At 66.8% G+C, this 23437-nt stretch carries 28 protein-coding genes; 9 read left to right on the forward strand and 19 right to left on the reverse strand.

All coding sequences use genetic code 11. From position 1 onward, the window contains the following. Nucleotides 1-2: 2 nt before the first annotated feature. Genes OE856_RS05600 through OE856_RS05625 form a run of 6 tightly spaced genes read left to right on the forward strand, consistent with a single transcriptional unit; the run spans nt 3 to nt 3645 of the window. Nucleotides 3-752, forward strand: coding sequence for an ABC transporter ATP-binding protein (locus OE856_RS05600; RefSeq protein WP_412174862.1), 750 nt, complete (start codon nt 3-5; stop codon nt 750-752). After that, complete coding sequence (locus tag OE856_RS05605) at nt 749-1531, forward strand: cobalamin-binding protein (protein ID WP_263715068.1); 783 nt, start codon at nt 749-751, stop codon at nt 1529-1531. Before OE856_RS05600 ends, OE856_RS05605 begins: the two co-directional genes overlap by 4 nt. Next, nucleotides 1528-2145 (forward strand): MotA/TolQ/ExbB proton channel family protein, encoded by a 618-nt coding sequence (locus tag OE856_RS05610; RefSeq protein WP_263715069.1) that lies wholly within the window; start codon nt 1528-1530, stop codon nt 2143-2145. The genes OE856_RS05605 and OE856_RS05610 overlap by 4 nt, the downstream gene beginning before the upstream one ends. Next, on the forward strand, nt 2145-2525 hold the full coding sequence (locus OE856_RS05615) for an ExbD/TolR family protein (RefSeq protein WP_263715070.1): 381 nt from the start codon (nt 2145-2147) through the stop codon (nt 2523-2525). The genes OE856_RS05610 and OE856_RS05615 overlap by 1 nt, the downstream gene beginning before the upstream one ends. Nucleotides 2526-2527: 2 nt before the next feature. Beyond that, nucleotides 2528-2905 carry an ExbD/TolR family protein gene (locus tag OE856_RS05620; protein WP_263715071.1) on the forward strand — a complete coding sequence of 126 codons (378 nt, stop codon included), beginning with the start codon at nt 2528-2530 and terminating at the stop codon, nt 2903-2905. Next, nucleotides 2902-3645, forward strand: a complete 744-nt coding sequence (locus OE856_RS05625) for an energy transducer TonB (RefSeq protein ID WP_263715072.1) — start codon at nt 2902-2904, stop codon at nt 3643-3645. The genes OE856_RS05620 and OE856_RS05625 overlap by 4 nt, the downstream gene beginning before the upstream one ends. A gap of 8 nt (nt 3646-3653) precedes the next feature. Here the strand turns inward: OE856_RS05625 and OE856_RS05630 are convergent, their stop codons facing one another. From OE856_RS05630 to OE856_RS05660, 7 genes are all read right to left on the reverse strand, one after another. Beyond that, a complete protein-coding gene (locus OE856_RS05630; RefSeq protein WP_263715073.1) occupies nt 3654-3875 on the reverse strand; it encodes a formate dehydrogenase subunit delta in 222 nt (73 codons plus the stop codon). Then, nucleotides 3865-4662 carry a formate dehydrogenase accessory sulfurtransferase FdhD gene (gene fdhD / locus OE856_RS05635; protein WP_263715074.1) on the reverse strand — a complete coding sequence of 266 codons (798 nt, stop codon included), beginning with the start codon at nt 4660-4662 and terminating at the stop codon, nt 3865-3867. Before fdhD ends, OE856_RS05630 begins: the two co-directional genes overlap by 11 nt. Then, entirely contained in the window at nt 4659-7532 is a 2874-nt protein-coding gene (gene fdhF / locus OE856_RS05640; RefSeq protein ID WP_263715075.1) for a formate dehydrogenase subunit alpha, read from the reverse strand. The genes fdhD and fdhF overlap by 4 nt, the downstream gene beginning before the upstream one ends. Further along, nucleotides 7529-9055 carry a formate dehydrogenase beta subunit gene (locus OE856_RS05645; RefSeq protein ID WP_263715076.1) on the reverse strand — a complete coding sequence of 509 codons (1527 nt, stop codon included), beginning with the start codon at nt 9053-9055 and terminating at the stop codon, nt 7529-7531. The genes fdhF and OE856_RS05645 overlap by 4 nt, the downstream gene beginning before the upstream one ends. Then, a complete protein-coding gene (locus tag OE856_RS05650) occupies nt 9052-9528 on the reverse strand; it encodes a formate dehydrogenase subunit gamma (protein ID WP_263715077.1) in 477 nt (158 codons plus the stop codon). Before OE856_RS05650 ends, OE856_RS05645 begins: the two co-directional genes overlap by 4 nt. A gap of 81 nt (nt 9529-9609) precedes the next feature. After that, entirely contained in the window at nt 9610-10500 is an 891-nt protein-coding gene (locus tag OE856_RS05655; RefSeq protein ID WP_263715078.1) for a LysR family transcriptional regulator, read from the reverse strand. A gap of 271 nt (nt 10501-10771) precedes the next feature. Then, nucleotides 10772-11914 (reverse strand): alpha-D-ribose 1-methylphosphonate 5-triphosphate diphosphatase, encoded by a 1143-nt coding sequence (locus OE856_RS05660; RefSeq protein ID WP_263715079.1) that lies wholly within the window; start codon nt 11912-11914, stop codon nt 10772-10774. A gap of 49 nt (nt 11915-11963) precedes the next feature. Here OE856_RS05660 and OE856_RS05665 point away from each other — a divergent pair, with 49 nt between their 5' ends. After that, a complete protein-coding gene (locus tag OE856_RS05665) occupies nt 11964-12635 on the forward strand; it encodes a DUF1045 domain-containing protein (protein WP_263715080.1) in 672 nt (223 codons plus the stop codon). On the opposite strand, the gene phnN is transcribed toward OE856_RS05665, so the two are convergent. Genes phnN through OE856_RS05685 form a run of 4 tightly spaced genes read right to left on the reverse strand, consistent with a single transcriptional unit; the run spans nt 12617 to nt 15474 of the window. Continuing rightward, on the reverse strand, nt 12617-13162 hold the full coding sequence (gene phnN, locus OE856_RS05670) for a phosphonate metabolism protein/1,5-bisphosphokinase (PRPP-forming) PhnN (RefSeq protein ID WP_263715081.1): 546 nt from the start codon (nt 13160-13162) through the stop codon (nt 12617-12619). The genes OE856_RS05665 and phnN overlap by 19 nt on opposite strands. Next, entirely contained in the window at nt 13159-13842 is a 684-nt protein-coding gene (gene phnL, locus OE856_RS05675) for a phosphonate C-P lyase system protein PhnL (RefSeq protein WP_263715082.1), read from the reverse strand. Before phnL ends, phnN begins: the two co-directional genes overlap by 4 nt. A 4-nt stretch (nt 13843-13846) precedes the next feature. Beyond that, a complete protein-coding gene (gene phnK / locus OE856_RS05680) occupies nt 13847-14617 on the reverse strand; it encodes a phosphonate C-P lyase system protein PhnK (RefSeq protein ID WP_263715083.1) in 771 nt (256 codons plus the stop codon). Next, a complete protein-coding gene (locus tag OE856_RS05685) occupies nt 14614-15474 on the reverse strand; it encodes an alpha-D-ribose 1-methylphosphonate 5-phosphate C-P-lyase PhnJ (RefSeq protein ID WP_263715084.1) in 861 nt (286 codons plus the stop codon). The genes phnK and OE856_RS05685 overlap by 4 nt, the downstream gene beginning before the upstream one ends. A gap of 66 nt (nt 15475-15540) precedes the next feature. Between OE856_RS05685 and OE856_RS05690 the strand changes: the two genes are divergently transcribed. Beyond that, entirely contained in the window at nt 15541-15744 is a 204-nt protein-coding gene (locus OE856_RS05690) for a hypothetical protein (protein WP_263715085.1), read from the forward strand. A 59-nt stretch (nt 15745-15803) separates the two neighbouring features. Here the strand turns inward: OE856_RS05690 and OE856_RS05695 are convergent, their stop codons facing one another. From OE856_RS05695 to phnG, 3 genes are read right to left on the reverse strand one after another with little or no spacing between them, the layout of a single operon-like run. After that, nucleotides 15804-16892: a carbon-phosphorus lyase complex subunit PhnI gene (locus OE856_RS05695; RefSeq protein WP_263715086.1), complete on the reverse strand. Its 1089-nt coding sequence runs from the start codon at nt 16890-16892 to the stop codon at nt 15804-15806. Then, nucleotides 16892-17455 (reverse strand): phosphonate C-P lyase system protein PhnH, encoded by a 564-nt coding sequence (gene phnH / locus OE856_RS05700; protein ID WP_263715087.1) that lies wholly within the window; start codon nt 17453-17455, stop codon nt 16892-16894. Before phnH ends, OE856_RS05695 begins: the two co-directional genes overlap by 1 nt. After that, a complete protein-coding gene (gene phnG / locus OE856_RS05705) occupies nt 17455-17910 on the reverse strand; it encodes a phosphonate C-P lyase system protein PhnG (RefSeq protein WP_263715088.1) in 456 nt (151 codons plus the stop codon). Before phnG ends, phnH begins: the two co-directional genes overlap by 1 nt. Nucleotides 17911-17992: 82 nt before the next feature. Here phnG and phnF point away from each other — a divergent pair, with 82 nt between their 5' ends. Continuing rightward, nucleotides 17993-18724: a phosphonate metabolism transcriptional regulator PhnF gene (phnF, locus tag OE856_RS05710; protein WP_263715089.1), complete on the forward strand. Its 732-nt coding sequence runs from the start codon at nt 17993-17995 to the stop codon at nt 18722-18724. Between the two features lie 10 nt (nt 18725-18734). Here phnF and OE856_RS05715 read toward each other — a convergent pair whose 3' ends face one another. From OE856_RS05715 to phnC, 5 genes are all read right to left on the reverse strand, one after another. After that, on the reverse strand, nt 18735-19352 hold the full coding sequence (locus tag OE856_RS05715; protein WP_263715090.1) for a DapH/DapD/GlmU-related protein: 618 nt from the start codon (nt 19350-19352) through the stop codon (nt 18735-18737). A gap of 1 nt (nt 19353) precedes the next feature. Continuing rightward, nucleotides 19354-20667, reverse strand: coding sequence for a phosphonate ABC transporter, permease protein PhnE (phnE, locus tag OE856_RS05720; RefSeq protein ID WP_263715091.1), 1314 nt, complete (start codon nt 20665-20667; stop codon nt 19354-19356). Next, a complete protein-coding gene (gene phnE, locus OE856_RS05725; protein WP_263715092.1) occupies nt 20664-21545 on the reverse strand; it encodes a phosphonate ABC transporter, permease protein PhnE in 882 nt (293 codons plus the stop codon). Before phnE (OE856_RS05725) ends, phnE (OE856_RS05720) begins: the two co-directional genes overlap by 4 nt. Before the next feature lie 62 nt (nt 21546-21607). Continuing rightward, nucleotides 21608-22519: a phosphonate ABC transporter substrate-binding protein gene (gene phnD / locus OE856_RS05730; protein ID WP_263715093.1), complete on the reverse strand. Its 912-nt coding sequence runs from the start codon at nt 22517-22519 to the stop codon at nt 21608-21610. A gap of 60 nt (nt 22520-22579) precedes the next feature. Then, nucleotides 22580-23401, reverse strand: coding sequence for a phosphonate ABC transporter ATP-binding protein (gene phnC / locus OE856_RS05735; protein WP_263715094.1), 822 nt, complete (start codon nt 23399-23401; stop codon nt 22580-22582). Nucleotides 23402-23437 lie beyond the last annotated feature (36 nt).

The following is a 23437-nucleotide window of genomic DNA, read 5'->3' on the forward strand; positions in this document are numbered from 1 at the left end:
ATCTGCTGACCCTTTCCGATCTGACCGTGCGCCGGGGCGATTGCCCGGTGGTGGATCACGTGTCGCTGACCGTGCGCGGCGGCGAGTTCGTCGGGCTGATCGGCCCCAATGGCGCGGGCAAGACCACGCTGATGCGGGGCGCGCTGGGGCTGCTGCCCGCCACCGGTCACAGCTCTCTGGCCGCGCTGCCCGCGCGTGATCGCGCCCGCGCCGCCGCCTGGCTGCCCCAGATGCGCGAAATCGCCTGGCCCGTGGATGTGGAAACCGTCGTCGCCCTTGGTCGCACGCCCCATATCGGTGCGCGCGGCCTGTCGGATGCCGACCGGGCCGAGGTCGACAAGGCGCTGCACTGGCTGGACCTCGACGCCTTTCGCCACCGCACCGCGACGCAGCTGTCGGGCGGCGAACAGGCGCGGGTGCTGATCGCCCGCACCCTGGCCCAGGGCGCGCCGCTGGTGCTGGCGGATGAACCTATCGCTGGCCTCGACCCCGCGCATCAGATCGCCACCATGCAGGTTTTCCGTGACTTGGCCGATCAGGGCCGCGCCGTCATTGCATCTTTGCATGACCTGGGCCTTGCTGCGCGGCTGTGCACCCGGCTGGTGCTGCTGGGGCAGGGGCGCGTCGTGGCCGAGGGCGCCCCGCGCGACGTGCTGACCGAGGCCAACCTGCGCGAGGTCTTTCACCTGCGTGCCCATTACGCCGACACGCCCGACGGCCCGGTGTTTCAGCCGCTTGAGGTGATCCGATGAGCTGGCCGCCCGAACGCATCGTCTGCCTGACCGAGGAAACGGTCGAAACCCTTTGCCTGCTGGGGCAAGAGCACCGCATCGTCGGCGTGTCGGGCTATGCTATCCGCCCTCCGCGCGTGCGCCGCGAAAAGCCGCGCGTAGGGGCCTTTACCAGCGCGGATATCCCCAAGATCATCGCGCTGAACCCCGATCTGGTGCTGACATTTTCCGACCTTCAGGCCGATATCGCGGCCGAGCTGATCCGCCAGGGCGTTGCCGTCCATGCGTTCAATCAGCGCGATGTGGCGGGCATTCTCGATATGATCCGCACGCTGGGCGCGCTGGTCGGCGTGCCTGATCGCGCCGATGATCTGGCCGCGGGCTATGAGGCCCGCCTGGCCACCCTGCGCGCCACGCCACGCCCCCATCGCCCGACCGTCTATTTCGAGGAATGGGACGAGCCGATGATCTCGGGCATCGGCTGGGTGTCCGAGCTGATCGAGACCCTTGGCGCTAAGGATGTCTTTGCCGATCTGGCCCGCCAGCAGGCCGCGAAAGACCGGTTCGTGACTGCCGATCAGGTGATCAAGGCCGCGCCCGAGGTGATTATCGGCTCGTGGTGTGGCAAGAAGGTCCGGCCTGAACGCATCTGCGCGCGCCCCGGCTGGGACGCGATCCCGGCGGTGCGGCAGGGCCGTGTCTATGAGATCAAATCGCCGCTGATCCTGCAACCGGGGCCGGCGGCGCTGTCAGACGGGCTGGACGCCCTTGAAACCGCCATATGGGGAGGTGCCGCATGAACGCCCTCAGCGAATTTCTTGGCCGCGGAGGCCCGGCGATCTGGGTCATTGCCGCGCTGTCGGTGCTGACGCTGGCGCTGATCCTGTGGAAGGTCTACCGCCTGTCGGTGATGGGCGCCTGGGCCGGGTCGCGCGCGCGCCGCGCCGTCGACCTGTGGCAGGATGGCCAGCGTGATCAGGCCCGCGATGCGGTGTCAGACCGCGCCGGGATGCGCGCGCTGCTGGTGCGTCAGGCGCTGGCCGCGCGGTCGGGCGACATGCCCGAGCCCGCCGCCCGCGAAGAGGTCGCCCGCGTGGCCCGCGCCCTGCTGACCGAGGCCCGCAGCGGCTTGCGCGCGCTGGAACTGATCGCCGCCATCGCGCCGCTCCTGGGGCTGCTGGGCACCGTTCTGGGCATGATCGACGCGTTCCAGACCCTGCAAAGCGCCGGTGCGCAGGCCGACCCCGCCGCCCTTGCCGGCGGGATATGGGAGGCCCTCTTGACCACCGCCGCCGGCATGGCCGTGGCAATCCCGGCCGCCGTGGCGCTGAACTGGTTCGAAAGCGTGGTCGACGCCGCTCGCCACGACATGGAGGACCTGGCCACCCGCATCTTCGTGACGGGCGCGCGCTGATGTTCGCCTTTGACACCCCGCGCAAACCGCGCCGCCCCAGCCTGACGCCGATGATCGACGTGGTGTTCCTGTTGCTGGTGTTCTTTATGCTGGCTGCGCGGTTCGGGGCCGATGCCGGGTTGACCCTGTCGATCGGAGCGGGGTCTGGCAACGAATGGCAGGGCCCGCCGCGGCTGGTCTCGGTCACGGTGGACGGCCTGTTGCTGAACGGTGTGGCGCAGACGCCCGAGACGCTGATCGCGGCGCTGGATGACCTGACCGACAGCCGCGCCGATCCGGTGGTGCTGCGCGCCGAGGGCGGGGCGGATGTGCAGGCGCTGGTCGATGCGTTGGCGCTGTTGTCGACTGCCGGGTTTACCGGCCTGTTGGTGGCGGAATAGCGATGGAGTTTCCCCAGCACCCCCGGCGTGATCGCGGCGAGAACATCGTGCCGATGATCAATGTCGTGTTCCTGCTGCTGATCTTTTTCCTGATGACGGCGCAGATCGCGCCGCCCGCGCCCATCGACGTGACCCCACCCGCCGCCGAGGGAGCGACGCTGGACCCTGATACCGCGCTTTACGCGGGCGCTGACGGTGCTTTGGCCTATGGCGATCTGCGCGGCGAGGCGGTCTTTGCCGCCCTGGCCGAGCGCCCGACCGACACCCCGCTGCACCTGCGCGCCGATGCCGGGCTGCCCGGCGGCGACCTGACGGCGCTGATGGTGCGACTGGCCCGGATCGGGCAGGGCCGCGTCACGCTTGTGGTGGCCCCCAAATGAGGCGGCTGGCCGAGGCCGCGCTGTTCCTGCCGCTTGCGGCGGGGCTGCACCTTGCGGCCTTTGGCATTGCTTCGGATGGTGGCAGTGGCCCCACGGGCGGCGGCGCCGGGCAGGGCGGGCAGGCCGAGGTCACCCTTGCCGCCATTCCGCCCGATCTGGCCCGCCGGGTCGAGACCTGGGACCGCCCCCCCGAGGCCGAGACCACCGCCCCCGACCTGCCGCGCGATGCGGTGACCGAGGCCGCGCCCGCGCTGCCCGACACGCACACCGCCCCCGAACCCGCCGCTCAACCGCTGGCGCTAAAGCGACCCGAGCCCCCCAGGCCGCCCGCCAAGGCCGCCGCCCTGCCGAAAAAGCCCCAGCCGCCCGTGGCCGCGCAAAAGGCGCGCGGGGCGGGCAAGGCGCCGATCGCAGGGCAGGCAGAGGGGCAGGACGCGGCCCAGCAGCAGGCGCTGACCGCCAGCTGGGGCGCGCGTATCCAGTCGCGCGTGGCGCGCGCGCATCGCTATCCGGCGGCGCTGCGCCGGCAGGGGCACGAGGGCACCGCCGTGGTGCGCATGGTCATCGCGGCCGATGGGCGCCTGATCAGCGCAGCCCTTCGGCGCAGCTCGGGTCATGCCGAGCTGGATGAGGCGGCGCTGCAATCCGTGCGCAGGGCAGGACGTTTTCCCGCCGCGCCCGACGATCTGCGCGCTGACCGCGCAACCTTTGACGTGCCGTTGAAATTCGAGATCCGCTAGCGGCCGGATCAGGCCGCGCGGGGCGGGTGCACCGCCGCCGCCGCCGCCAGGGCGACCTCGCTCAGACCCTCGCCGCCGGCCGCGACATGCGCCAGAAACTGCGCGCGCATCCGGGGATCCCAGAAATCGTTGATATGCGTGGCGGTATTCGCCGCGGCCTTGTCCTGGGGCAGCGCGGCAAAGGCGCGGGCGATCTGGTTGGCCATGTAGATCAGTTTGTCATGCGACATCGGTTCGGGCCTCTTGGTCGGTGATCCGCTGGGGATGGGTAAAGATCTCGAAACTGTCGGCGCGCGCCAGAGCAACCAGCGTCAGGCCGGCCTCTTGCGCCAGGTCGATCGCGCGCCCGGTGGGGGCCGAGGCCGCGATCAGCACGCCCGCGCGCGCCAGCACCGCCTTTTGCACCATTTCGACCGACACGCGGCTGGTGATCACCAGCGCCCCGCCCGAGGCATCGCGCCCGGCGCGGGCCAGCGCGCCGACAACCTTGTCCAGCGCGTTGTGGCGACCGACATCCTCGCGCACGGGGGGCAGCCCGTCGGGCCCCAGAAATCCCGCCGCATGGGTCGCGCGGGTGCGATCATGCAACGGCTGGGCCGCGCGCAGATCCTGCATCGCGCGCGACACCTGCGCGGCGCTGAGATGCAGGCTGTCGGGCGGCAGGGGCGGCAGGGGGCGCAGCGCCTGGTCCAGGCTGTCGATCCCGCATAAGCCACAGCCCACCGGCCCGGCCATGAACCGCCGCCGGCGCGACAGGCGGTCCTGCGCGTCGTCCTTCAGCCAGATCGCCAGCTCGATGCCCATGGGGTGGTGCAGGGTCTCGGTCCGCTCGATTTCGCTGATATCGCGGATGATCTCTTCGCTCAGCGAAAACCCCACGGCCAGATCCGTCAGATCGGCCGGGGTCGCCATCATCACCGCCTGCGTGCTGCCATTGTAGGACAGCGCCACGGGCACCTCTTCGGGCACGGCACGGGTGCCGCCGCCGGGCAGTTCTATGTCGCGCGCACCCGTCATTCGGCCGCGGGCAGGATGCGGCGCGACCGGGAGGCCTGATCGGCGTAATCCTCTTGCCAGTCGCTGGGCCCGTTCGAGGGGCTGACCTGCACCGCCGTCACCTTGTATTCGGGGCAGTTCGTAGCCCAGTCGGAATAGTCCGACGTCACCACATTGGCCTGCGTGTCGGGGTGGTGGAAGGTGGTGTAGACCACCCCCGGCGCGACCCGGTCGGTGATCACGGCGCGCAGCGTGGTCTCGCCCGAGCGCGACGCCAGCCGCACCCAGTCGCCCTCACGCACGCCGCGTTGTTCGGCGTCATGCGGATGGATTTCCAGCACGTCCTGATCATGCCACACCACGTTGTCGGTGCGGCGGGTCTGCGCGCCGACGTTATATTGCGACAGGATGCGCCCCGTGGTCAGCAACAGCGGGAAACGCGGACCGGTGCGCTCGTCGGTGGCGACATATTCGGTGATGACGAAATTGCCCTTGCCCCGGACGAACCCGTCGACATGCATGATCGGCGTGCCTTGCGGGGCCGCGTCGTCACAGGGCCATTGCACCGAGCCATCACGATCAATCAAATCGTAATTCACGTTTTTGAATGAAGGCGTTGTGGCCGATACTTCATCCATGATCTGCGACGGGTGCGTATAGGTCCAACCCGCGCCCAAGGCATTGGCCAGCGCCTGCGTGACCTCCCAGTCGGCCATGCCGTTTCGGGGTGCCATCACCTGGCGCACCATGTTGATCCGGCGCTCGGCATTGGTAAAGGTGCCGTCCTTTTCCAGGAAGGTCGAGCCGGGCAGGAAGACATGCGCATAGTTTGCGGTCTCGTTCAGGAAGAGATCATGCACGATGACACAGTCCATTGCTTTAAGACCGGCGGCTACATGCTTGGTATTAGGGTCAGATTGTAGAATGTCCTCGCCCTGGATGTAGATCCCTCTGAAGGTGCCGTCGACGGCGGCATCCAGCATGTTGGGGATGCGCAGGCCCGGCTCGGGGCTGATCGCCACGCCCCACATGGTCTGAAAGATCTCGCGCGTGGCGTCGTCATGCACATGGCGATAGCCGGGCAGCTCGTGCGGGAAGCTGCCCATGTCGCAGGATCCCTGAACGTTGTTTTGACCGCGCAGCGGGTTCACGCCCACGCCGGGCCGGCCGATATTGCCGGTGGCCATGGCAAGGTTCGCAATCGCCATCACGGTGGTCGAGCCCTGGCTGTGCTCGGTCACGCCCAGCCCGTAATAGATCGCGCCGTTGCCGCCGGTGGCATAAAGCCGTGCCGCGCCGCGCAGCTCTTGCGCGGGCACGCCGGTCAGGATCTCGGTGGCCTCGGGGCTGTGGCGCGGGTCAGAGACAAACGCCGCCCATTCGTTGAACGCATCAATATCGCAGCGCTGGGTCACGAAGTCGGTGTTCACCAGCCCCTCGGTCACGATCACATGTGCCAGGGCGGTCAGAACGGCCACGTTGGTGCCCGGCGTCAGCGCCAGGTGATGCGCGGCCTCGATATGGGGGCTGCGCACCAGGTCGATGCGGCGCGGGTCGATCACGATCAGCTTGGCGCCCGCGCGCAGGCGCTTTTTCAGACGGCTGGCAAAGACCGGATGCCCATCGGTGGGGTTGGCGCCGATGATCACGGCCACGTCGGTATCTTCGACGCTGTCGAAATCCTGGGTGCCGGCCGAGGTGCCGAAAGTGGTCTTCAGCCCATAGCCGGTGGGCGAGTGGCACACCCGCGCACAGGTATCGACGTTGTTGTTGCCAAACACCGCGCGGATCAGTTTTTGCACCAGGAAGGTTTCCTCATTGGTGCAGCGCGACGAGGTGATGCCGCCAATCGCGCTGACGCCGTACCGCGCCTGGATGTCGCGCAGGCGGGTGGCGGTGAAACTCAGCGCCTCGTCCCACGAGACCTCGCGCCAGGGCTGGTCGATCGTGTCGCGGATCATCGGGTTCAGGATGCGGTCGGTGTGGTTGGCATAGCCATAGGCAAAGCGGCCCTTGACGCAGCTATGCCCCCGGTTGGCCTTGCCATCCTTGTAGGGCACCATGCGCACCAGCTGATCGCCCTTCATCTCGGCCTTGAAGCTGCACCCGACGCCGCAATAGGCGCAGGTGGTCACGACCGAATGATCGGGCTGGCCCATCTCGTGGATGGATTTTTCCTGCAAGGTGGCGGTCGGGCAGGCCTGCACGCAGGCGCCGCAGGACACGCATTCCGAGGACAGGAAATCCTCGCCCATGCCGCTGGCCACGCGGCTGTCGAAACCGCGCCCCTCGATCGTCAGGGCAAAGGTGCCCTGAACCTCTTCGCAGGCGCGCACACAACGCGAGCAGACGATGCATTTCTCGGGGTCGTAGATGAAATAGGGGTTGCTGGTATCGGCCTTGATGTATCGCGGATTTGCCTCGCCATTCTGGCGGGTTACAAAGTGATTTTCACCCTGTTCATAGCGCACATCGCGCAGGCCGACGGTGCCGGCCATATCCTGCAATTCGCAATCGCCATTGGCGGCGCAGGTCAGGCAATCCAGCGGGTGGTCCGAGATATACAGCTCCATCACACCGCGGCGCAGCTTGGCCAGTTTCGCGGTCTGGGTCTGAACCGACATGCCCGGCGCCACGGGGGTGGTGCAGGACGCGGGCGTGCCCTTGCGGCCCTCGATTTCCACCAGGCACAGACGGCACGACCCGAATGCCTGAACACTGTCTGTGGCGCATAGCTTGGGCACCTTGACCCCGGCCTCGGCGGCGGCGCGCATGACCGACGTGCCCTCGGGCACGGTGACGCGGTGGCCGTCGATGGTCAGGCTGACCATCGCCTTGGACCGGCTGGCGGGCGTGCCGAAATCGGCGTCGGGGATGATGAAGTCTTTCATTCGGCGGCCTCCTTGGTGGCGGCGAAATCGTCCGGGAAATGCGTCAGGGCGCTGAGCACCGGATAGGGCGTAAAGCCCCCAAGGGCGCAAAGCGAACCCTCGCGCATTGTATCACAAAGGTCGGTCAATATCTCGGGCGCGTCCGGGTCACCCCGCGCGATGCGGTCGATGGTTTCCACCCCGCGCACCGCGCCGATGCGGCAAGGCGTGCATTTCCCGCAGCTTTCCACCGCGCAGAATTCCATCGCGAACCGCGCCTGCGCCAGCATGTCGGCGCTGTCGTCAAAGATCACGATGCCCGCGTGTCCGATCAGCCCGCCTGCGCCGTCGAATTCCTCGTATCCGAACGGCGTGTCGAACAGGTCGCGCGGGAAATAGGCGCCCAGCGGGCCGCCGACCTGCACCGCCTTGACCGGCCGCCCGGTGGCGGTGCCGCCCGCAATGTCATCGACCAGCGCGCCCAGCGTCATGCCGAAACCGGCCTCGAACAGGCCCGCATAGCGCGCATTGCCCGCGATCTGGATCGGGATCGTGCCGCGCGACCGGCCCAGGCCAAAGCCGGCGTAATGCGCGGCCCCCTTGGCCAGGATCACTGGCACCGAGGCCAGGCTGATCACGTTGTTGACCACCGTGGGGCGGTTCAGAAAGCCCTGGTGCGCAGGCAGGGGTGGCTTGGCGCGCACCACGCCGCGCTTGCCTTCCAGGCTGTTAAGCAGGCTGGTTTCCTCGCCGCAGACATAGGCGCCCGCACCGACGCGCACCTCGATGTCAAAGGCCGGGCCCTTGCCCATGACCGCGCGATCCAGCAGCCCGGCCACCCGCGCCACCTCGATCGCGGCGTTCATCACGCGGATGGCCTGCGGATATTCCGAGCGCAGGTAGACATAGCCCTGCGTCGCGCCGGTGGCGATGCCGGCGATGATCATGCCCTCGATCAGGGTGAAGGGGTCGCCCTCCATCAGCATCCGGTCGGCGAATGTGCCGCTGTCGCCCTCGTCGGCGTTGCAGATGATGTATTTCTGCGCCCCGGCCGCATCGGCCACGGTTTTCCATTTGATCCCCGTGGGGAAACCGGCCCCGCCACGCCCGCGCAGCCCGCTGTCGGTGACGGCCTGCACGATAGCCTCGGGCGTCATGTTCAGCGCGGTCTTGAGGCCCGACAGCCCGCCATGGGCGCGGTAATCATCCAGCGACAACGGGTCGGTCACGCCGCAGCGGGCAAAGGTGAGACGGGTTTGCTGGGCAAAGAACGGCATGTCCTCGACCCGGCCCACGGCCTTGGGGTGGGTGTCGGGCGCGTCGAACAGCGCCGGCACGTCAGAGGGCGTCACGGGGCCAAACCCGGTGCGCCCGTCGCCCGCGTCGATCTCGACCAGCGGTTCCAGCCAGGTCATGCCCCGGCTGCCGTTGCGGATTATTTCAATGGCCACGCCGCGCCGGTCGGCCTCGGCCCGGATGGCGGTGACGACCTGTTCGGCGCCCAGTGCAAGCGCCGCGCTGTCGAGGGGAACCCAGATCTTCATGGCCGCACCTCGGCAATCAGGTCATCCATGGCCTGCTCATCCAGGCGGGCGCGCAACTGTCCGTCGACCATCGCCGCGGGCGCGCAAGAGCACAGCCCCAGGCAATAGACCGGCTCCAGCGTCACGGCGCCATCAGTGGATGTTTCGCCCCAGTCCAGCCCCAGCGCCGCGCGGGCGCGTTCCGAGAGCGCGTCGCCGCCCTTGGCCTGGCAAGCCTCGGCGCGGCAGATCTTGACCACGTGCCGGCCGGCGGGCGCGTCGCGGAAGTCGTGATAAAAGCTCATGACGCCGTAAACCTCGGCGCGGCTGAGATTCAGCACATCGGCGATTTCAGGCAGGGCCTCTTGGGGCACATGGCCAAAGCTGGCCTGAACCTCGTGCAGGATCGGCAAAAGCGGCCCTTCGCGATGCGCGTGCGCATTGGCAATGGCGCGGCTGCGGGCCGCGATCTCGGTCGTGTTGGGGGCTGGCATACGGCGTCTCCTTGCTAGCCTTCTGATTTGACCGGTCATTGGGCCGTGAATCAATGGCGTATTTCCGTTGCTTGATAGAAATTATCTATCAACAGGCCAGCGCCGCGCCGCGTTCAGCAATGCATCCAGCACCGGGGTATGCGGCTCGCGGTGGGGCGCGACCAGCCCGACCTTGTGCTGCGCCTTGGGGCCGGTCAGCGGCACTGCCGCCAGGTTGCCCGAGCGCAGGAACAGCTCTGCCGTCTGCATCGGCAGGATCGTGGCCCAGTCGCCATGCAGCACATGCGAGATCAGCGTCACGACCGAGTTCGACTCGATCCGCGGGGCGGGGCGTTCACCGCTGGAGACCGAAAGGTGGTGGTTGATGATGCGGCGGTTCTGCATGTCGGGGGTCAGCAGACACAGCGGCAGGGCTGCGGCCTCTTGCCAGCTGATGCCCGCCCGCGCGGCCAGATCAGACCCAAGCCGCACCACAAGATGATAATCCTCGTCGTAAAGCGGCACGGTGGTCACGCGGCCCAGGGGCTCGTGTTCCAGATAGGTCAGCCCGGCGTCGATCTCGAGATTGTCGAGCAGTTGCAATATCTCGGCCGAGTTGCGCGACAGGATGGTGAAATGCAGATTGGGATGGGCCGAGGCCAGCGGCGCCGTCAGCCGCGGCAGCATCGCCAGCGCGGTGGGGATCACCGCCAGCCGCAGCCGCCCCGACAGCTTTTTCTTCACCGCGCGCATTTCCTCGCGCATGGTGCGCGCATCGCCCACGATCTGGCGCGCCCATTGCAGGACCCGCTGGCCCTCGGGCGTCAGGCCCTGAAACCGCGATCCGCGCCAGACCAGCATCACGCCCAGCTGTTCCTCGAGCTGCTTGATCGCCGCCGACAATGTCGGCTGGGTCACGCCGCATTCCTCGGCGGCGCGGCCGAAATGCTCTTCGTTGGCGAGGGCTATGAACATTTCCAGCTTGTCGATCATGCGAGGGATCATGGCAGGGCCGGGGGCAGGGTGGCAATGCATGTTTTCGCCGCGACAGCTGCGGGCGGCGTGGCCCGTTTCGCGAAGCGCGCGCAATTTGATAAAACTGGTGGCGCGAATTGGAACAGCCGTGCTAGTCCATGAGTGGAATTCGCACCAGAATCCTGCGACCCCGGTTCGCGAGGCGCTCGATATCTGTGGCATCCCGCGGGGCACGACACCTGCGACAGGGGCGAGGCTGCTTGAGGAGGGCGGCCTCGCCCGATTGTTTTCAGGCCACACGCAGGCCGCGGCTCCAGACGCCGCGCAGCAGGGGCGTCTGACCGGCGGTTCGCACCCGGATCACGTCACCGCGCAGGCCGACCTCTAGCCGACCGCGATCGTTCAGCCCGGCGGCCTGGGCAGGGTTGTGCGTGACGCAGGCGACGGCGGCGGGCAGGTCGTCCCAGATGTCGGCCAGGTGAAAGGCCGACAGCAGCAGCGCCGCCGGCACGTAATCCGACGAGATGATGTTCAGCAGACCGGCCTCGGCCAGCTCGCGCGCGGCCACATTGCCCGAATGCGACCCGCCGCGGATCAGGTTCGGCGCCCCCATCATCACCGCCAGCCCATGCGCGCGACAGGCGGCGGCCGCCTCGCGGGTGGTCGGAAACTCGGCAAAGCCGACGCCGTTCGCGGCCGAGGTCTGAACCTGTTCGGCGGTCGTGTCGTCATGGCTGGCCAGCACGGCCCCAAAGCGCCGCGCCTCGGCCACCGCGCCCTGTTCGTGCTGCGCGCCCAGCCGGGCCTGCAACTCTTTGAGGTTGGCGACATGTTCGGCGAATTCGGCATCCGACATGTTGCGTTTCTTGGACACATAGGTCTTGAGCGCGCTCAGATCCCTGAACTGCCGCTGGCCCGGCGTGTGATCCATCAGGCTGACGATCCCGACCCGGTCTTCGGGCCCGAACGCGGCCAGTTCCTCTAGCAGCGTTTCAGAGCAGATCTCGGCACGCAGGTGCAGGAAATGGCTGATCTTGAAATGCCCGGCCGCGCGCGCGCCAAGCAACTCGTCGGCCAGATTGCGGGCATAGGCGCCATAGCCGGCCTTGCCGGTGTGGATGGACCCCACGCGCAGCGCGTCGAAAACGGTGGTGATGCCGGTCGAGGCCAGCTCGGCATCATGGGCCAGCAGGGCGGGCAGATGCGGCCAATCGACCTTGGGGCGCGGCTCGATATGACGTTCCAGATTGTCGGTGTGCAGCTCGATCAGGCCGGGCATGACATAATCGCCCTGGCAGTCGATGGCGCCGGGGGGCACGTTGCCGTCCTCAGCGATCTCGGTAATCTGGTCGCCGGTGATGACGACCCGGCCCATCGCGATGCGATCGGGCAGCACAAGGCGGGCATTGGCGAGATGCACGACATCTGACATGGAACCGTCACGGTCCTGTGCGAGGTGGCTCGAAACGAAAGGAGAGTTCATGTCATTTACCCGTTTTGCAATCTATTATCTGCCGCCGGTGGGGGCGATGGCTGATTTCGGAGCGGCGTGGCTGGGATGGGACGTGGTGTCGGGCAGGGCCGTCGATCACCCCGATGTGCCCGGTCTTGATGACGTGACGATGACACCCCGCAAATACGGGTTTCACGCCACGCTCAAGCCGCCGTTCCGGCTGGCGGATGGCACCGATCTGGCGGGGCTGAGGGCGGCCGTGGCCGGGATGGCGGCGGCTTGCGCACCGGCCAGGGCCCAGGGGCTGGGCCTGTCGCGGCTGGGCCGCTTTCTGGCGCTGACGCCGCTGGGCGACACGTCCGAGATCGCGCGGGTCGCGGCCCATTGCGTTCGGGCGATCGACGGGTTTCGCGCGCCGCCCGGCGCGGCAGAGCTGGCCCGCCGCCGGCAAAGCCCCCTGACCGACCGGCACGAGGCGCTTTTGCAGCGCTGGGGCTATCCTTACGTGATGGAGGAGTTCCGCTTTCACATGACCCTGACCGGGCGGCTGTCCGATGCCGAGATCGACCATTGGGCCCGGCAGGCCAGGGCGCATCTGCCCGCCATGCCCACGCCCTTTGTGCTGGACGAGGTCGCCTTGGTGGGCGAGCGGCCGGATGGCAGGTTCGAGCAGATCCACCGCTACGCCCTCGCCGGCTGAAGCGCATTCAGCGCGCGGCAGACCGTATCGGCCAGGGCGCCGTCATTGGTGATGCTGACCACCTGCAAGCCCTCGGGCAGGGGCGAGCCGGCCCGCGCCAGGCGGGCGGTAATCTCGGCCACGCTTTCGCGCCCGCGCCCGGCCAGGCGCCGGGCAAGCGTTTCCGGCGATGCGGTGATGTTCAGAACGATCATGTTGGGAAACACCGTTTGCGCCTGCCCCAGCGCCCCGCGCGAGAAATTGGCAAGGCAGTCGATGCCGCGCCGGGTATCCGTCAGCACATCGGCGGGAATGCCATAGTTCAGCCCATGCGCCGACCAGTGGACACAGAACATCCCCGCGCGGGCCGCCGCGCGAAAGGCCTCTGGCGTGACGGCGTCATGGTCCTCGCCGCCCAGGTCGCGTGCGCGGGTGATGGTCCGGCGCACAAGGCGCAGACCGGGCAGGGCGGCCTTCAGGCCGGCCATCACGCTGTCCTTGCCCGCGCCCGAAGGGCCGACCACCGCGATCAGACGCCCCGCGCTCATGCCGCGCGCTCCGGGGTAAAGTCGCTGACGTTGACCTCGCGGTCACAGACGCGGGCACGGGCGGCCTCGTCGTGAAAGATGCCGATAATGGCCGCGCCCCGTGCCTTGGCAGCCTCGATCAGCCCCAGCACCACCTCGCGATTGGCCGCGTCCAGACTGGCCGTCGGCTCGTCCAGCAGCATGGCCGGATAGGGATGGGCAAAGCCGCGCGCAATGTTGACGCGTTGCTGCTCGCCGCCCGAAAAGGTCGTCGGCGACAGCGGCCACAGCCCTTGGGGTATGTTCAGCCGGGTCAGCAGCGCCCGGGCGGTGGCACGGGCCTCGTCCTGGCCGACCCCGACCGCGCGCAGCGGTTCGGCCACCACATCCAGCGTGGGCACACGGGGCACCACGCGCAGGAACTGGCTGACATAGCCCAGCTGGCGCCGGCGAATACGGATGATGTCGCGCGGCTCGGCCCGGGTCAGGTCGATATCGCCCACCCGGATCACCCCGGACTGGGCGCGATAGTTGCCATAGATCATCCGCATCAGCGTCGATTTCCCCGCACCCGACGCCCCGGTCAGCGCGATACATTCGCCGGGCGCCACGCGCAGGTTGACGCCACGAAGCACCTCGATCACCGCGCTGCCCTGGTTGTGCAGGGTGAAGGTTTTGGAAACATTGGAAAGTTCGATCATCGGGTCACACCTGCAAAACAGAGCTGACAAGAAGCTGGGTATAGGCGTGCTGAGGGTCGTCCAGCACCTGATCGGTCAGGCCGGCCTCGACCACATGGCCCGATTTCATCACCATCAGGCGGTCGGCAAGCAGGCGGACCACGGCCAGGTCATGGGTGACGATGATCGCCGACAGCCCCATGTCGCGCACCAGCCCGCGCAACAGGTCCAAGAGGCGGGCCTGAACGCTGACATCCAGCCCTCCGGTGGGTTCGTCCATGAAGATCAGGCGCGGCCCGGTCACCAGGTTTCGGGCGATTTGCAGACGCTGCTGCATGCCGCCGGAAAAGGTCGACGGGCGGTCGTCGATCCGGGCGGCGTCAATCTCGACCCGCGCCAGCCAGTCGGTGGCCTTGTCGCGGATATCGCCATAATGGCGCGCCCCCACAGCCATCAGCCGTTCGCCCACATTGCCGCCCGCCGAGACCCCCATGCGCAGCCCGTCACGGGCGTGCTGATGCACAAAGGCCCAGTCGGTGCGCGAAAGCATGCGGCGCTCGGGTTCGCTCATGGTGACGGTGTCGCGCGGGCCGTCGGCGCGGGTGTCAAAGACCACGGCACCGGTATCCGGCACCAGATGCCCGGCCATGCAGTTCAGCAGGGTCGACTTGCCAGAGCCGCTTTCGCCGACGATGCCCATGACCTCGCCCGGCCACAGGTCAAAGGACACATCCGCACAGCCGATATGCGTGCCATAGCGCTTGCTGACGCCTTGCACCGAAAGAAGGGGGGTCATGCTGCATCCTTTCCGCGATGGCCCTGCGCCTGGCGGGCGTCGCAATAATCGGTGTCAGAACACACGAACATCCGGCCGCCGGCATCATCGATGATCACCTCGTCGAGATAGCTGCTGTCCGACCCGCACAGACCGCAGGGGTGATCGGCCTTGCTGGCCTCGAACGGGTGATCCTCGAAATCGAGGCTGACCACCTGCGTATAGGGCGGCAGCGCGTAAATGCGCTGTTCGCGACCGGCGCCGAACAGCTGCACGGCGGGGCAATCGCCCAGTTTGGGATTGTCGAATTTCGGGATGGGCGAAGGGTCCATCACATAGCGCCCTTCGACCTTGACCGGATAGGCATAGGACGTGGCGATATGGCCGTGGCGGCTGATATCCTCGTAAAGCTTGACATGCATCAGCCCGTATTCCTCGAGGCTGTGCATCTTGCGCGTCTCGCTTTCACGCGGTTCGAGAAAGCGCAGCGGTTCGGGGATCGGCACCTGATAGACCAGAACCTGGCCCTCGCGCAGCGGCAGTTCGGGAATGCGGTGGCGGGTCTGGATCACCGTCGCCTCGGCGGTGGCGGTCGTGGTCGCCACGCCCGCCGTGTGCTCAAAGAAGCTGCGGATCGACACGGCATTGGTGGTGTCATCCGCGCCCTGGTCGATCACCTTGAACCGGTCATCCGGCGTTAGCACCGCGGCCGAGACCTGCACCCCGCCCGTGCCCCAGCCATAGGGCATCGGCATCTCGCGGCTGGCAAAGGGCACCTGATACCCCGGGATCGCCAGCCCCTTGAGAATGGCGCGGCGGATCATCCGCTTGGTCTGTTCGTCGAGATAGGCGAAGTTGTATTCCGATGTCCGTGTCACAAGACTGTCTCACTGCTGTGGTTAATGCGGCGCAAAGACACGCAGTCCGCAAACCTGGGGGATGTCATGGCCGCGCTGATGCTTGATGTTGTTATTGGGGGCGGGATCGCCCTGTTGGTTTGGATCGTGACCGAGCAGATCCTGTTCCTGATCCTGCCGCGTCTGGAACGGCTTTTGCCGGACGATATCGTCGGGCCCGACGGTTGGTTTTCGGACACCGCGAACAAGACCGGAATCTTCGACTTTCCGCTGCGGCGCCGCCAAGGCTAGGCCCGCCCGATCGGACAGCGGCCGGGGCGCGGCCCCGCCGGTATCGCGGCCCGCGGGTCTCATTCCGCCGCCACCTTGCACTGGTCCGTGCCCGCGTCGCGGCGCAGCTTTCGCACCAGTTCCAGCTCGGACTGGAAATCCACGTAATGCGGCAGCTTGATGTGCTCGAGGAACCCGGTCGCCTGGATGTTGTCGGCGTGGTAGAGCACGAACTCGGCATCCTGCGCAGGCGCGCCGACATTGTCTTCGCCCAGCTCTTGCCAGCGCAGCGCCCGGTCCACCAGGGCCATTGAAATCGCCTTGCGCTCGGTCTGACCAAAGACCAGCCCGTAACCGCGCGTGAACTGCGGCGGTTCGGTTTTCGAGCCCTTGAACTGGTTCACCGTTTCGCATTCGGTCACCGTGATCTCGGCGATCTCGATGGCAAAACCCAGCTCGGGGATCTCGACCTCGACCGGCACGGTGCCGATCCGCAGCTCGCCCACAAAGGCGTGGTTGCGCGCATAGCCGCGCTGGGTCGAATAGGCCATGGACAGGGTAAAGCCCTCATCCGCCCGCGTCAGCGCCTGCAACCGCAGCGCCCGCCCGGCGGGCAGTTCCAGCGGCTCGCGGGTCAGGTCGGGGGGCGGGGTGTCGTCAGAGGGCGCATCCTCGATCAGCCCCTCGCGGTTGAGAAACGCCGTGACATGGGGCACGGCCTCATTGCTGGCCTCGCGCGCGGGGGCCTCGGGCAACTCGCCCTCGGCGGCCAGTTTGAAATCAAGCAGACGGTGCGTGTAATCGAAGGTCGGCCCCAGGATCTGCCCGCCCGGCAGGTCCTTGAAGGTTGCCGAAATGCGCCGGTCGCAGGCCATCGCGCCCGTATCCACCGGCGCAGAGGCGCCGAACCGGGGCAGGGTGGTGCGATAGGCGCGGATCAGGAAGATCGCCTCGATCAGATCCCCGCGCGCCTGCTTGATCGCAAGCGCCGCCAGATCCGGATCATAGAGCGAGCCCTCGGCCATCACCCGGTTCACCGCCAGGCTCAGCTGCTCGCGGATCTGGGCGACGGACAGTTCGGCCACCGACCGGTCGCCTCGCCGCTCTTCGGCCAGCCAGGCGTGGGCGTTGCGGATGGCGCGTTCACCGCCTTTGACTGCGACATACATCAGCGCACCTCGGTCGATCGGGGCAGCGCCGCAAGCCGGTCGCCGCTGGTGAAAATGAAGTCGAGCCCAAGCGGAAACAGCGCCCGGTTTTCCTGAAAGGCCCGCGTTTCGGGCAGCGACAGCGCCGCCTGATCGCGGATGCCCGGCCCGGTCAGGGTGGCGCCCGCGGGATGCAGGTCGGGGCATTCCACGATCAACGTGGCCGAGCGGTCGGGATAATCCGGCGTGCCCGTGGCATAGGCCGACAGCGGGCCAAGTGCCTGCCAGCTGCCCACCGCGAACATCGCCTGCGACGGGCCGACAACCGGTGCGCCAGTGTGAAATGCCAGCCAGGCACGCACGGCCTCGCAATCGGCCTCGCCGGCCAGGTGAACCGGCGTATCGCCGTCACAAAGCGTCAACAGCACGGTGCCCGCCGCAACGGAAAGGGGTGCCGGCGCCCTGGCCCCTGCGATCGGGCGGATTGTGCCTGGGCGAGCCATGGCCTCCATCACGATGCGAAAGGCATGAGAGGACTGGGTGGCCGGCTCTGAAAAACCGCCGGCAAGTCGTTCGGCCTGCATCAGTCTTCCCCCCGGACCATGGTGAAAAAATCGACCTTCGTGGCGGCGGCGCGGGCGGCGCGGTGGGCCTTGTGCGCCGTGAGTTCAGCCTCGAGAGGGTCAAGAACCTGGCGCCGCAGCGCGTCGGCGGCATCGGTCTGCATCAGGGCGTCGATCAGCGCGGCCGCCTCGGCATCCGCCTTATTGCGGCCCTGAATATAGGCATGGCCGATCTCTCCGCCGGGCAGGGTCAGCGCACAGCGCGTCACGGTGACTTCGCCGATATTGAAGGGCGCGCCCGTGCCACCGGCGCGGCCCCGCACCATGACGGTCCCCACCTCGGGGGCGCGCAGCCAGGTAAAGGCGGGGCGCTGTGTCGCCTGATCCAGCAGGGCAGCGACCCGGCCCTCTGGCGCCTTTGCCATCAGCCCCATCCAGCCTTTGCGGGGCGCGTTCTGGTCGATCATGTCTTTCATCTCGACAACTTTGCAATTTCCTATACAACTAGACAGATTATACCCGATTCATCGGCTCAAGGCAGCGGGGATAGTGTGAATTTTGAGTGACAATGCGCCCACCCAACCCCTGCGCACCCCGGTCTGGCAGGCCATCGCAACGACCCTGCGCGCCGAGATATCCGAGGGCCGATACCTGCCCGGTGACCGGCTGCCGACCGAGGCGCAGATGGCGGCCCGCTTTGGTGTCAATCGCCATACGGTGCGCCATGCGCTCTCGGCCCTGATCGACGACGGGCTGGTGCGCACACGGCGCGGGGCCGGCGCCTTTGTCGCCGCGCGGCCCACGGATTACCCGATCGGCGCGCGGGTGCGGTTTCACGAAAACCTGCTGGCGGCGGGCCGAAAGCCCGAAAAGCGCCGCCTGAGTATCGAATGCCGGGCCGCAACCCCGGGCGAGGCGCGGGCCTTGTCGATCGCGCCGGGTGACCCCGTCTGCGCCTATCACGGGCTGTCACTGGCCGACGGGTCGCCGATCGCCGTGTTCGAGAGCGTCTTTCCCCTGGACCGCACGCCCCGGATCGACGGGTTCCTGGCCGAGACCAGCAGCGTGACCGAGGCGCTGGCCCGCGCCGGGCTGGCGGATTACACCCGCGCCTCGACCCGCCTGACGGCGGTCAGGGCCGATGTCACCCAGGCCCTGCATCTGCATCTGCGCGAGGGCGACCCGCTGTTGCGCTCTACCGGGGTCAATGTCGACATGGGCGGTCATCCGGTCGAATACGGGCGGACCTGGTTCGCAGGCGACAGGGTGACCCTGACGCTAGAGATGTGACCCCCCGGAGCTATCGCTCATAGCGATCGAGAAAGGCCCCGGCGCTGAGGCTGCGGAAATCGTCGAGCGCCGCGCGCAGCGCGTCATGCGGCCAGTCCCACCAGGCAAGCCGGATCATTCGCTCGGCGATCTCGGGCGGCTGGCGATCGCGCAGCGGGCGCGCCGGGTTGCCCGCGACGATGGTGTAGGGCGCCACGTCCTTTGTCACCACCGCCCCCGAGGCAACCACCACCCCGTGGCCAAGGGTGATGCCGGGTTTGATCATCGCGGCATGCCCGATCCAGGTGTCGTGGCCGATATGGGCGCGGCGGGCCTTGCGGCGCGCGAAAAAGGCATCGTCGGCCTCGGCATCATCCCAGTAATATTCGGAACGATAGAGAAAATGGTGGCAAGACGCGGTCTCGAGCGGGTGATCGGTGGCCCCGATCCGCACATGGCTGGCGATATTGGAGAACTTGCCGATGCTGGCATTGGCGATATCGGCGTAGCGGTCGCAATAGCTGTAATCATCGACCGAGCTATGCGCGATCCGGCTGCCTGCGCCGATCTCGCAATAGGTGCCGAACTGGCTGTCGGTGATGGTGCAGCCGTCATGGATGAACGGGGTATCGGGGGACAGGCGCGGCATCTTAATCTTTGCGCCCGATAAGCTTGCCGCGCAGCCAGCCCGAGAAGCTGTCCATGGCCATCACCACGCCGACGATCAGGATGATGTAATAGACCACCTCTTCCCAATCCTTTTGGGTCTGGATCGCCTGTGTCAGCAACAGGCCGATCCCGCCGCCGGTGATGGCGCCGATGATGGTGGCCGAGCGGGTGTTGGATTCGAGGAAATAGAGGATCTGCGCCAGCAGGATCGGCACGACCTGCGGGATCACGCCAAAGCGATAGCGCTGCAACGGCTTGGCGCCGGTCGAGGCCACGCCCTCGATCTGCTTTGCATCGACATTTTCCAGCGCCTCGGAGAAGATTTTGCCAAATGTGCCGGTATCGGTGATCAGGATCGCCAGCGCCCCGGTCAGGGGCCCCGGGCCAAAGGCGCGCGACAGGACCACCGTCCAGATCAGTGCATCCACCCCGCGCAGAAAGTCGAACAGCCGGCGCGAGGCGGCCCGGATGATCATCACCGGGGCAAACCGCCTGGCCGCCATGAAGGCCAGCGGCAGCGCGACCAGTGCCGCGCCCATCGTGCCCAAAAAGGCCATCAGGATCGTCTCGCCGATGGCCCAGACCACGTTCTTGTGCAGCCACATCGGATTGTTCCACCAGTCCGACACGGCCCCCACGATATTGGCGCGCGCGGGGTCGATGCGCGGGCCGAACACGATCTCGGTCAGGCCATGGCCGTAATAGGGGCTGTCGAAGGTGAACCAGAACAGCTCCCACCCCGGGAAATAGTTGAACACTTCGGTCTTTGAGCCGGTGATGGCCACCCGGCCCTCGGGCAGTGTGATCGCCACGCGGCGGTCCGAGGCGTTGATCCAGTCGGGAATGTCGGCGGGCAGGTTGCTGGTGATCTGGCGGCCGTTGGCCTGCGCCTCGATCATGCCGAAACCCGGAATGTCGATCTCTGTGCGCCGGTCGGGCAAGAGCCTGACAAAGGTGTCGCCGCCAAGGTCGACGGTGATGATGTCGTCGCCGGTGACCCAGTCGGGGCGCTGGCCTTCGGGATAGGCGCCTTTGCGTTCCCCCTCGATCACGACATCGGTCTCGCCGGTGCGGTTGTCGCGCGTCACATGGGTCTTGTACGACCAACTGTCCGAGGCCAGCGTCACCGCGTTATCCCAGTTCGCGCGCTTGATCAGGCCCGGAATGTCGAAAGCGAAGAAGATATAGACGAAATAGGCCAGAACCAGCGCGGGCAGGGCAAAGGCAAAGATCCGCTTGCGCCGGAAAAGCGCATCCGCGTCAGATTTCATCTGGCTCAGCTCGGCGGTGCTCATTTGGCATGCCCCTCGGTCAGACGGTTGCGATAGCGGCTCGAGACCTGGTCAAACAGGACGATCGTGCCGAAAAGCAGGAGAAAGATCGCCGCCGCCTCGTCGAACCGGCCCAGGCCCCAGGACATGGAATTGCGCAGCTCGTAGCCCAGGCCGCCGGCGCCCACAAAGCCCAGAATGGCCGAGGCGCGGATGTTGATCTCAAAGCGCAGCAGGCTGTAGCTGATATAGTTGGGCGCCACTTGCGGCAGGACGCCCAGCCACATCTTTTGCGCCCAGGTGGCCCCGGTAGAGGTCAGCCCCTCGACCGGCTTGAGATCGGCATTCTCGGCCACCTCGGAATACATCTTGCCCAGGGCGCCGGCCGTATGGATGGCAATGGCGATCATGGCGGGCACCGGGCCGCCGCCCAGCACGAAGATCAGCACCAGCGCGATCACGATTTCGGGCATGGCGCGCATGATATCCATCAGTCGCCGAAAGAGCGGGGTCAGACGCGGCCAGCGCGCCAGCCCGCGGGTCGACAGCAGCGACAGCACCAGCCCCGCCCCCGCACCCACAAGGGTGGAAACGGCCGCGATATTGACCGTTTCGATCAGCGCGGGCAGGAACCTGACGATCAGCGCGGGCAGATTGGCCCGGTTCGCCCAGGCCTCGGCCAGAACCTCGCCCGGGTAATCGCCCAGCTGGTTCAGCCCGTCCCAAAAGCCACCCGCATTGCGGCTGTCGGCGACCGTAAAGCCCGAGACCATCAGGATGACAAAGATCATCAGTGTCAGCCCGCCATACAGCCGGCGGCGCTGTACCTGCGCCATGTAATCGGCACGTATGCCTTCGACGGTGTGCCCGGCCGGTGTCGCGCCGAATGTCGCGTCAGTCATCTGCTGCCTCCAATAGAAATCGGCAGCCCGTTGAAGGGGCTGCCGACAATGTGTGGATCGGATCAGCTGCCGATCTTGGCCTTGCGGGCCTCGACGATCGAGATATAGGCCTCGTGGGTGATCGGGTCGAAACCGCGCACCTCGCCACCGGCCACGCCGTAGGCGCATTCGGGGTCGGTCTCGCCGAGGGTGTCCAGCACTTCGGTCACCTTGGCGCGCACGTCGGCGGGCAGCGCGTTGCGCACCACGATCGGCTCGCCGGGGATCAGCTTCGAGCGCCAGATCTCGACCAGATCGTTCATGTCGACCAGACCGGCATCCACCGCCTTGCGCAGGGCGCCAAAGTTGTAGCCGTCTTCCCAGTTGCCCTGGCCATCGGCCCAGGTGACGCCGGCATCGATATCGCCGTTGCTGACCGCGATGATGGTCTGCTCGTGGCCGCCGGTAAAGCGGACCTCGCCGAAATAGTCACCCGATTCCATCGAGGCGCCGGTGATCTGGGGAATCTCGATCGAGGGGATCAGGTAGCCCGAGGTCGAGTTGGGATCGCCAAAGCCAAAGACCTTGCCCTTGACATCTTCGAGCTTGGTCAGGCCGCTGTCGACACGGGCGAAACCGATCGAGTAATAGCCGATCGAGCCGTCGGTGTTGACCTTGACCACCACCGGCGACACCGCGTTCGGGTCGGCGATATGCACGGCGGCATAGCCCGACGGGCCCAGCAGCGCCAGGTCGAGGGTGCCGCCCAGAAGGCCCTGAATGACACCGTTGTAATCGGCCGGGGCATACAGTTTGACCGGAACGTGCAGCGTCTCGGTGATCTTGTCGGCCAGGCATTCGTTGTTGTTCAGACGGTCCTGGGCGTTCTCGCCACCAAGAATGCCTATGCGGAATTCGGTGATCTTTTCTTCGGCAAAAGCAGCCGAGCAAAGGGCGGTCGAGGCAGCCAGGGCCAGCGCAATGGTCTTTTTCATCAGTCTCTCCGTAGGGTTCGGTGATAAGTTGAAGTCCCGCCGGGGCGGGGGGTGTCTGGCTCAGACAAGCGCAACGGCCGGGGCCGCCTTGTGCGGTTGCCTGTCCAGCATCTCGATGGCGGTGGATGTGGCCGCTTCGGAAAAGTCGGCCCCCGCGCCATAGATGTCTCGGGCGACGCCGGTGGTCAGCTGCTCGGGCGTGCCATCGAAAACGATGCGCCCGTCGCGCATCCCGATCACGCGGTCGCAATAGCGCCGCGCGGTATCAAGCGTGTGCAGGTTCGCGATGACCATGCGTCCGTCTTCCTCGTGGATGCGGCGCAGGGCCTCCATCACGATCTGGGCGTTCATCGGGTCAAGCGAGGCAATGGGTTCGTCCGCAAGAATGATGCTTGGGTCTTGCATCAGCGCGCGGGCAATCGCGACGCGCTGCTGCTGCCCGCCGGAAAGCGCCTCGGCGCGTTTGGGCGCCTGCTCGGCGATGCCCAGCCGGTCAAGGATCTCGATCGCCTTGTGAATGTCATCCTGCGGGTAGAGGTTGAACATCGTCGCCAGCGTCGAGCGGCGGTTCAGCGTGCCATGCAGCACGTTCGATACCACATCCATGCGGGGAACCAGGTTGAACTGTTGAAAGATCATCGCACAGCGCGACTGCCATTGCCGCCGCTGCCGGCCACGCAGCGCCGTGACCTCTGTTCCCTCGAACCAGATCTCGCCCTCGCTGGCATCACTGAGACGGTTCAGCATCCGCAGCAGCGTCGACTTGCCCGCGCCCGAGCGACCGATGATGCCGATCATCTTGGGCCTGTCGACCGAGAAGCTTGCATTTCCGACGGCGATGTTCTCGCCAAAGCGCTTTGTCAAAGCCTTCACTTCAAGCATCGGATCCCCCTGTGCTGAAGAGGCAGATACGGGCGG

The sequence above is a fragment of the Actibacterium sp. XHP0104 genome (assembly GCF_025751515.1).
Classification (GTDB): Bacteria; Pseudomonadota; Alphaproteobacteria; order Rhodobacterales; family Rhodobacteraceae; genus Actibacterium_D.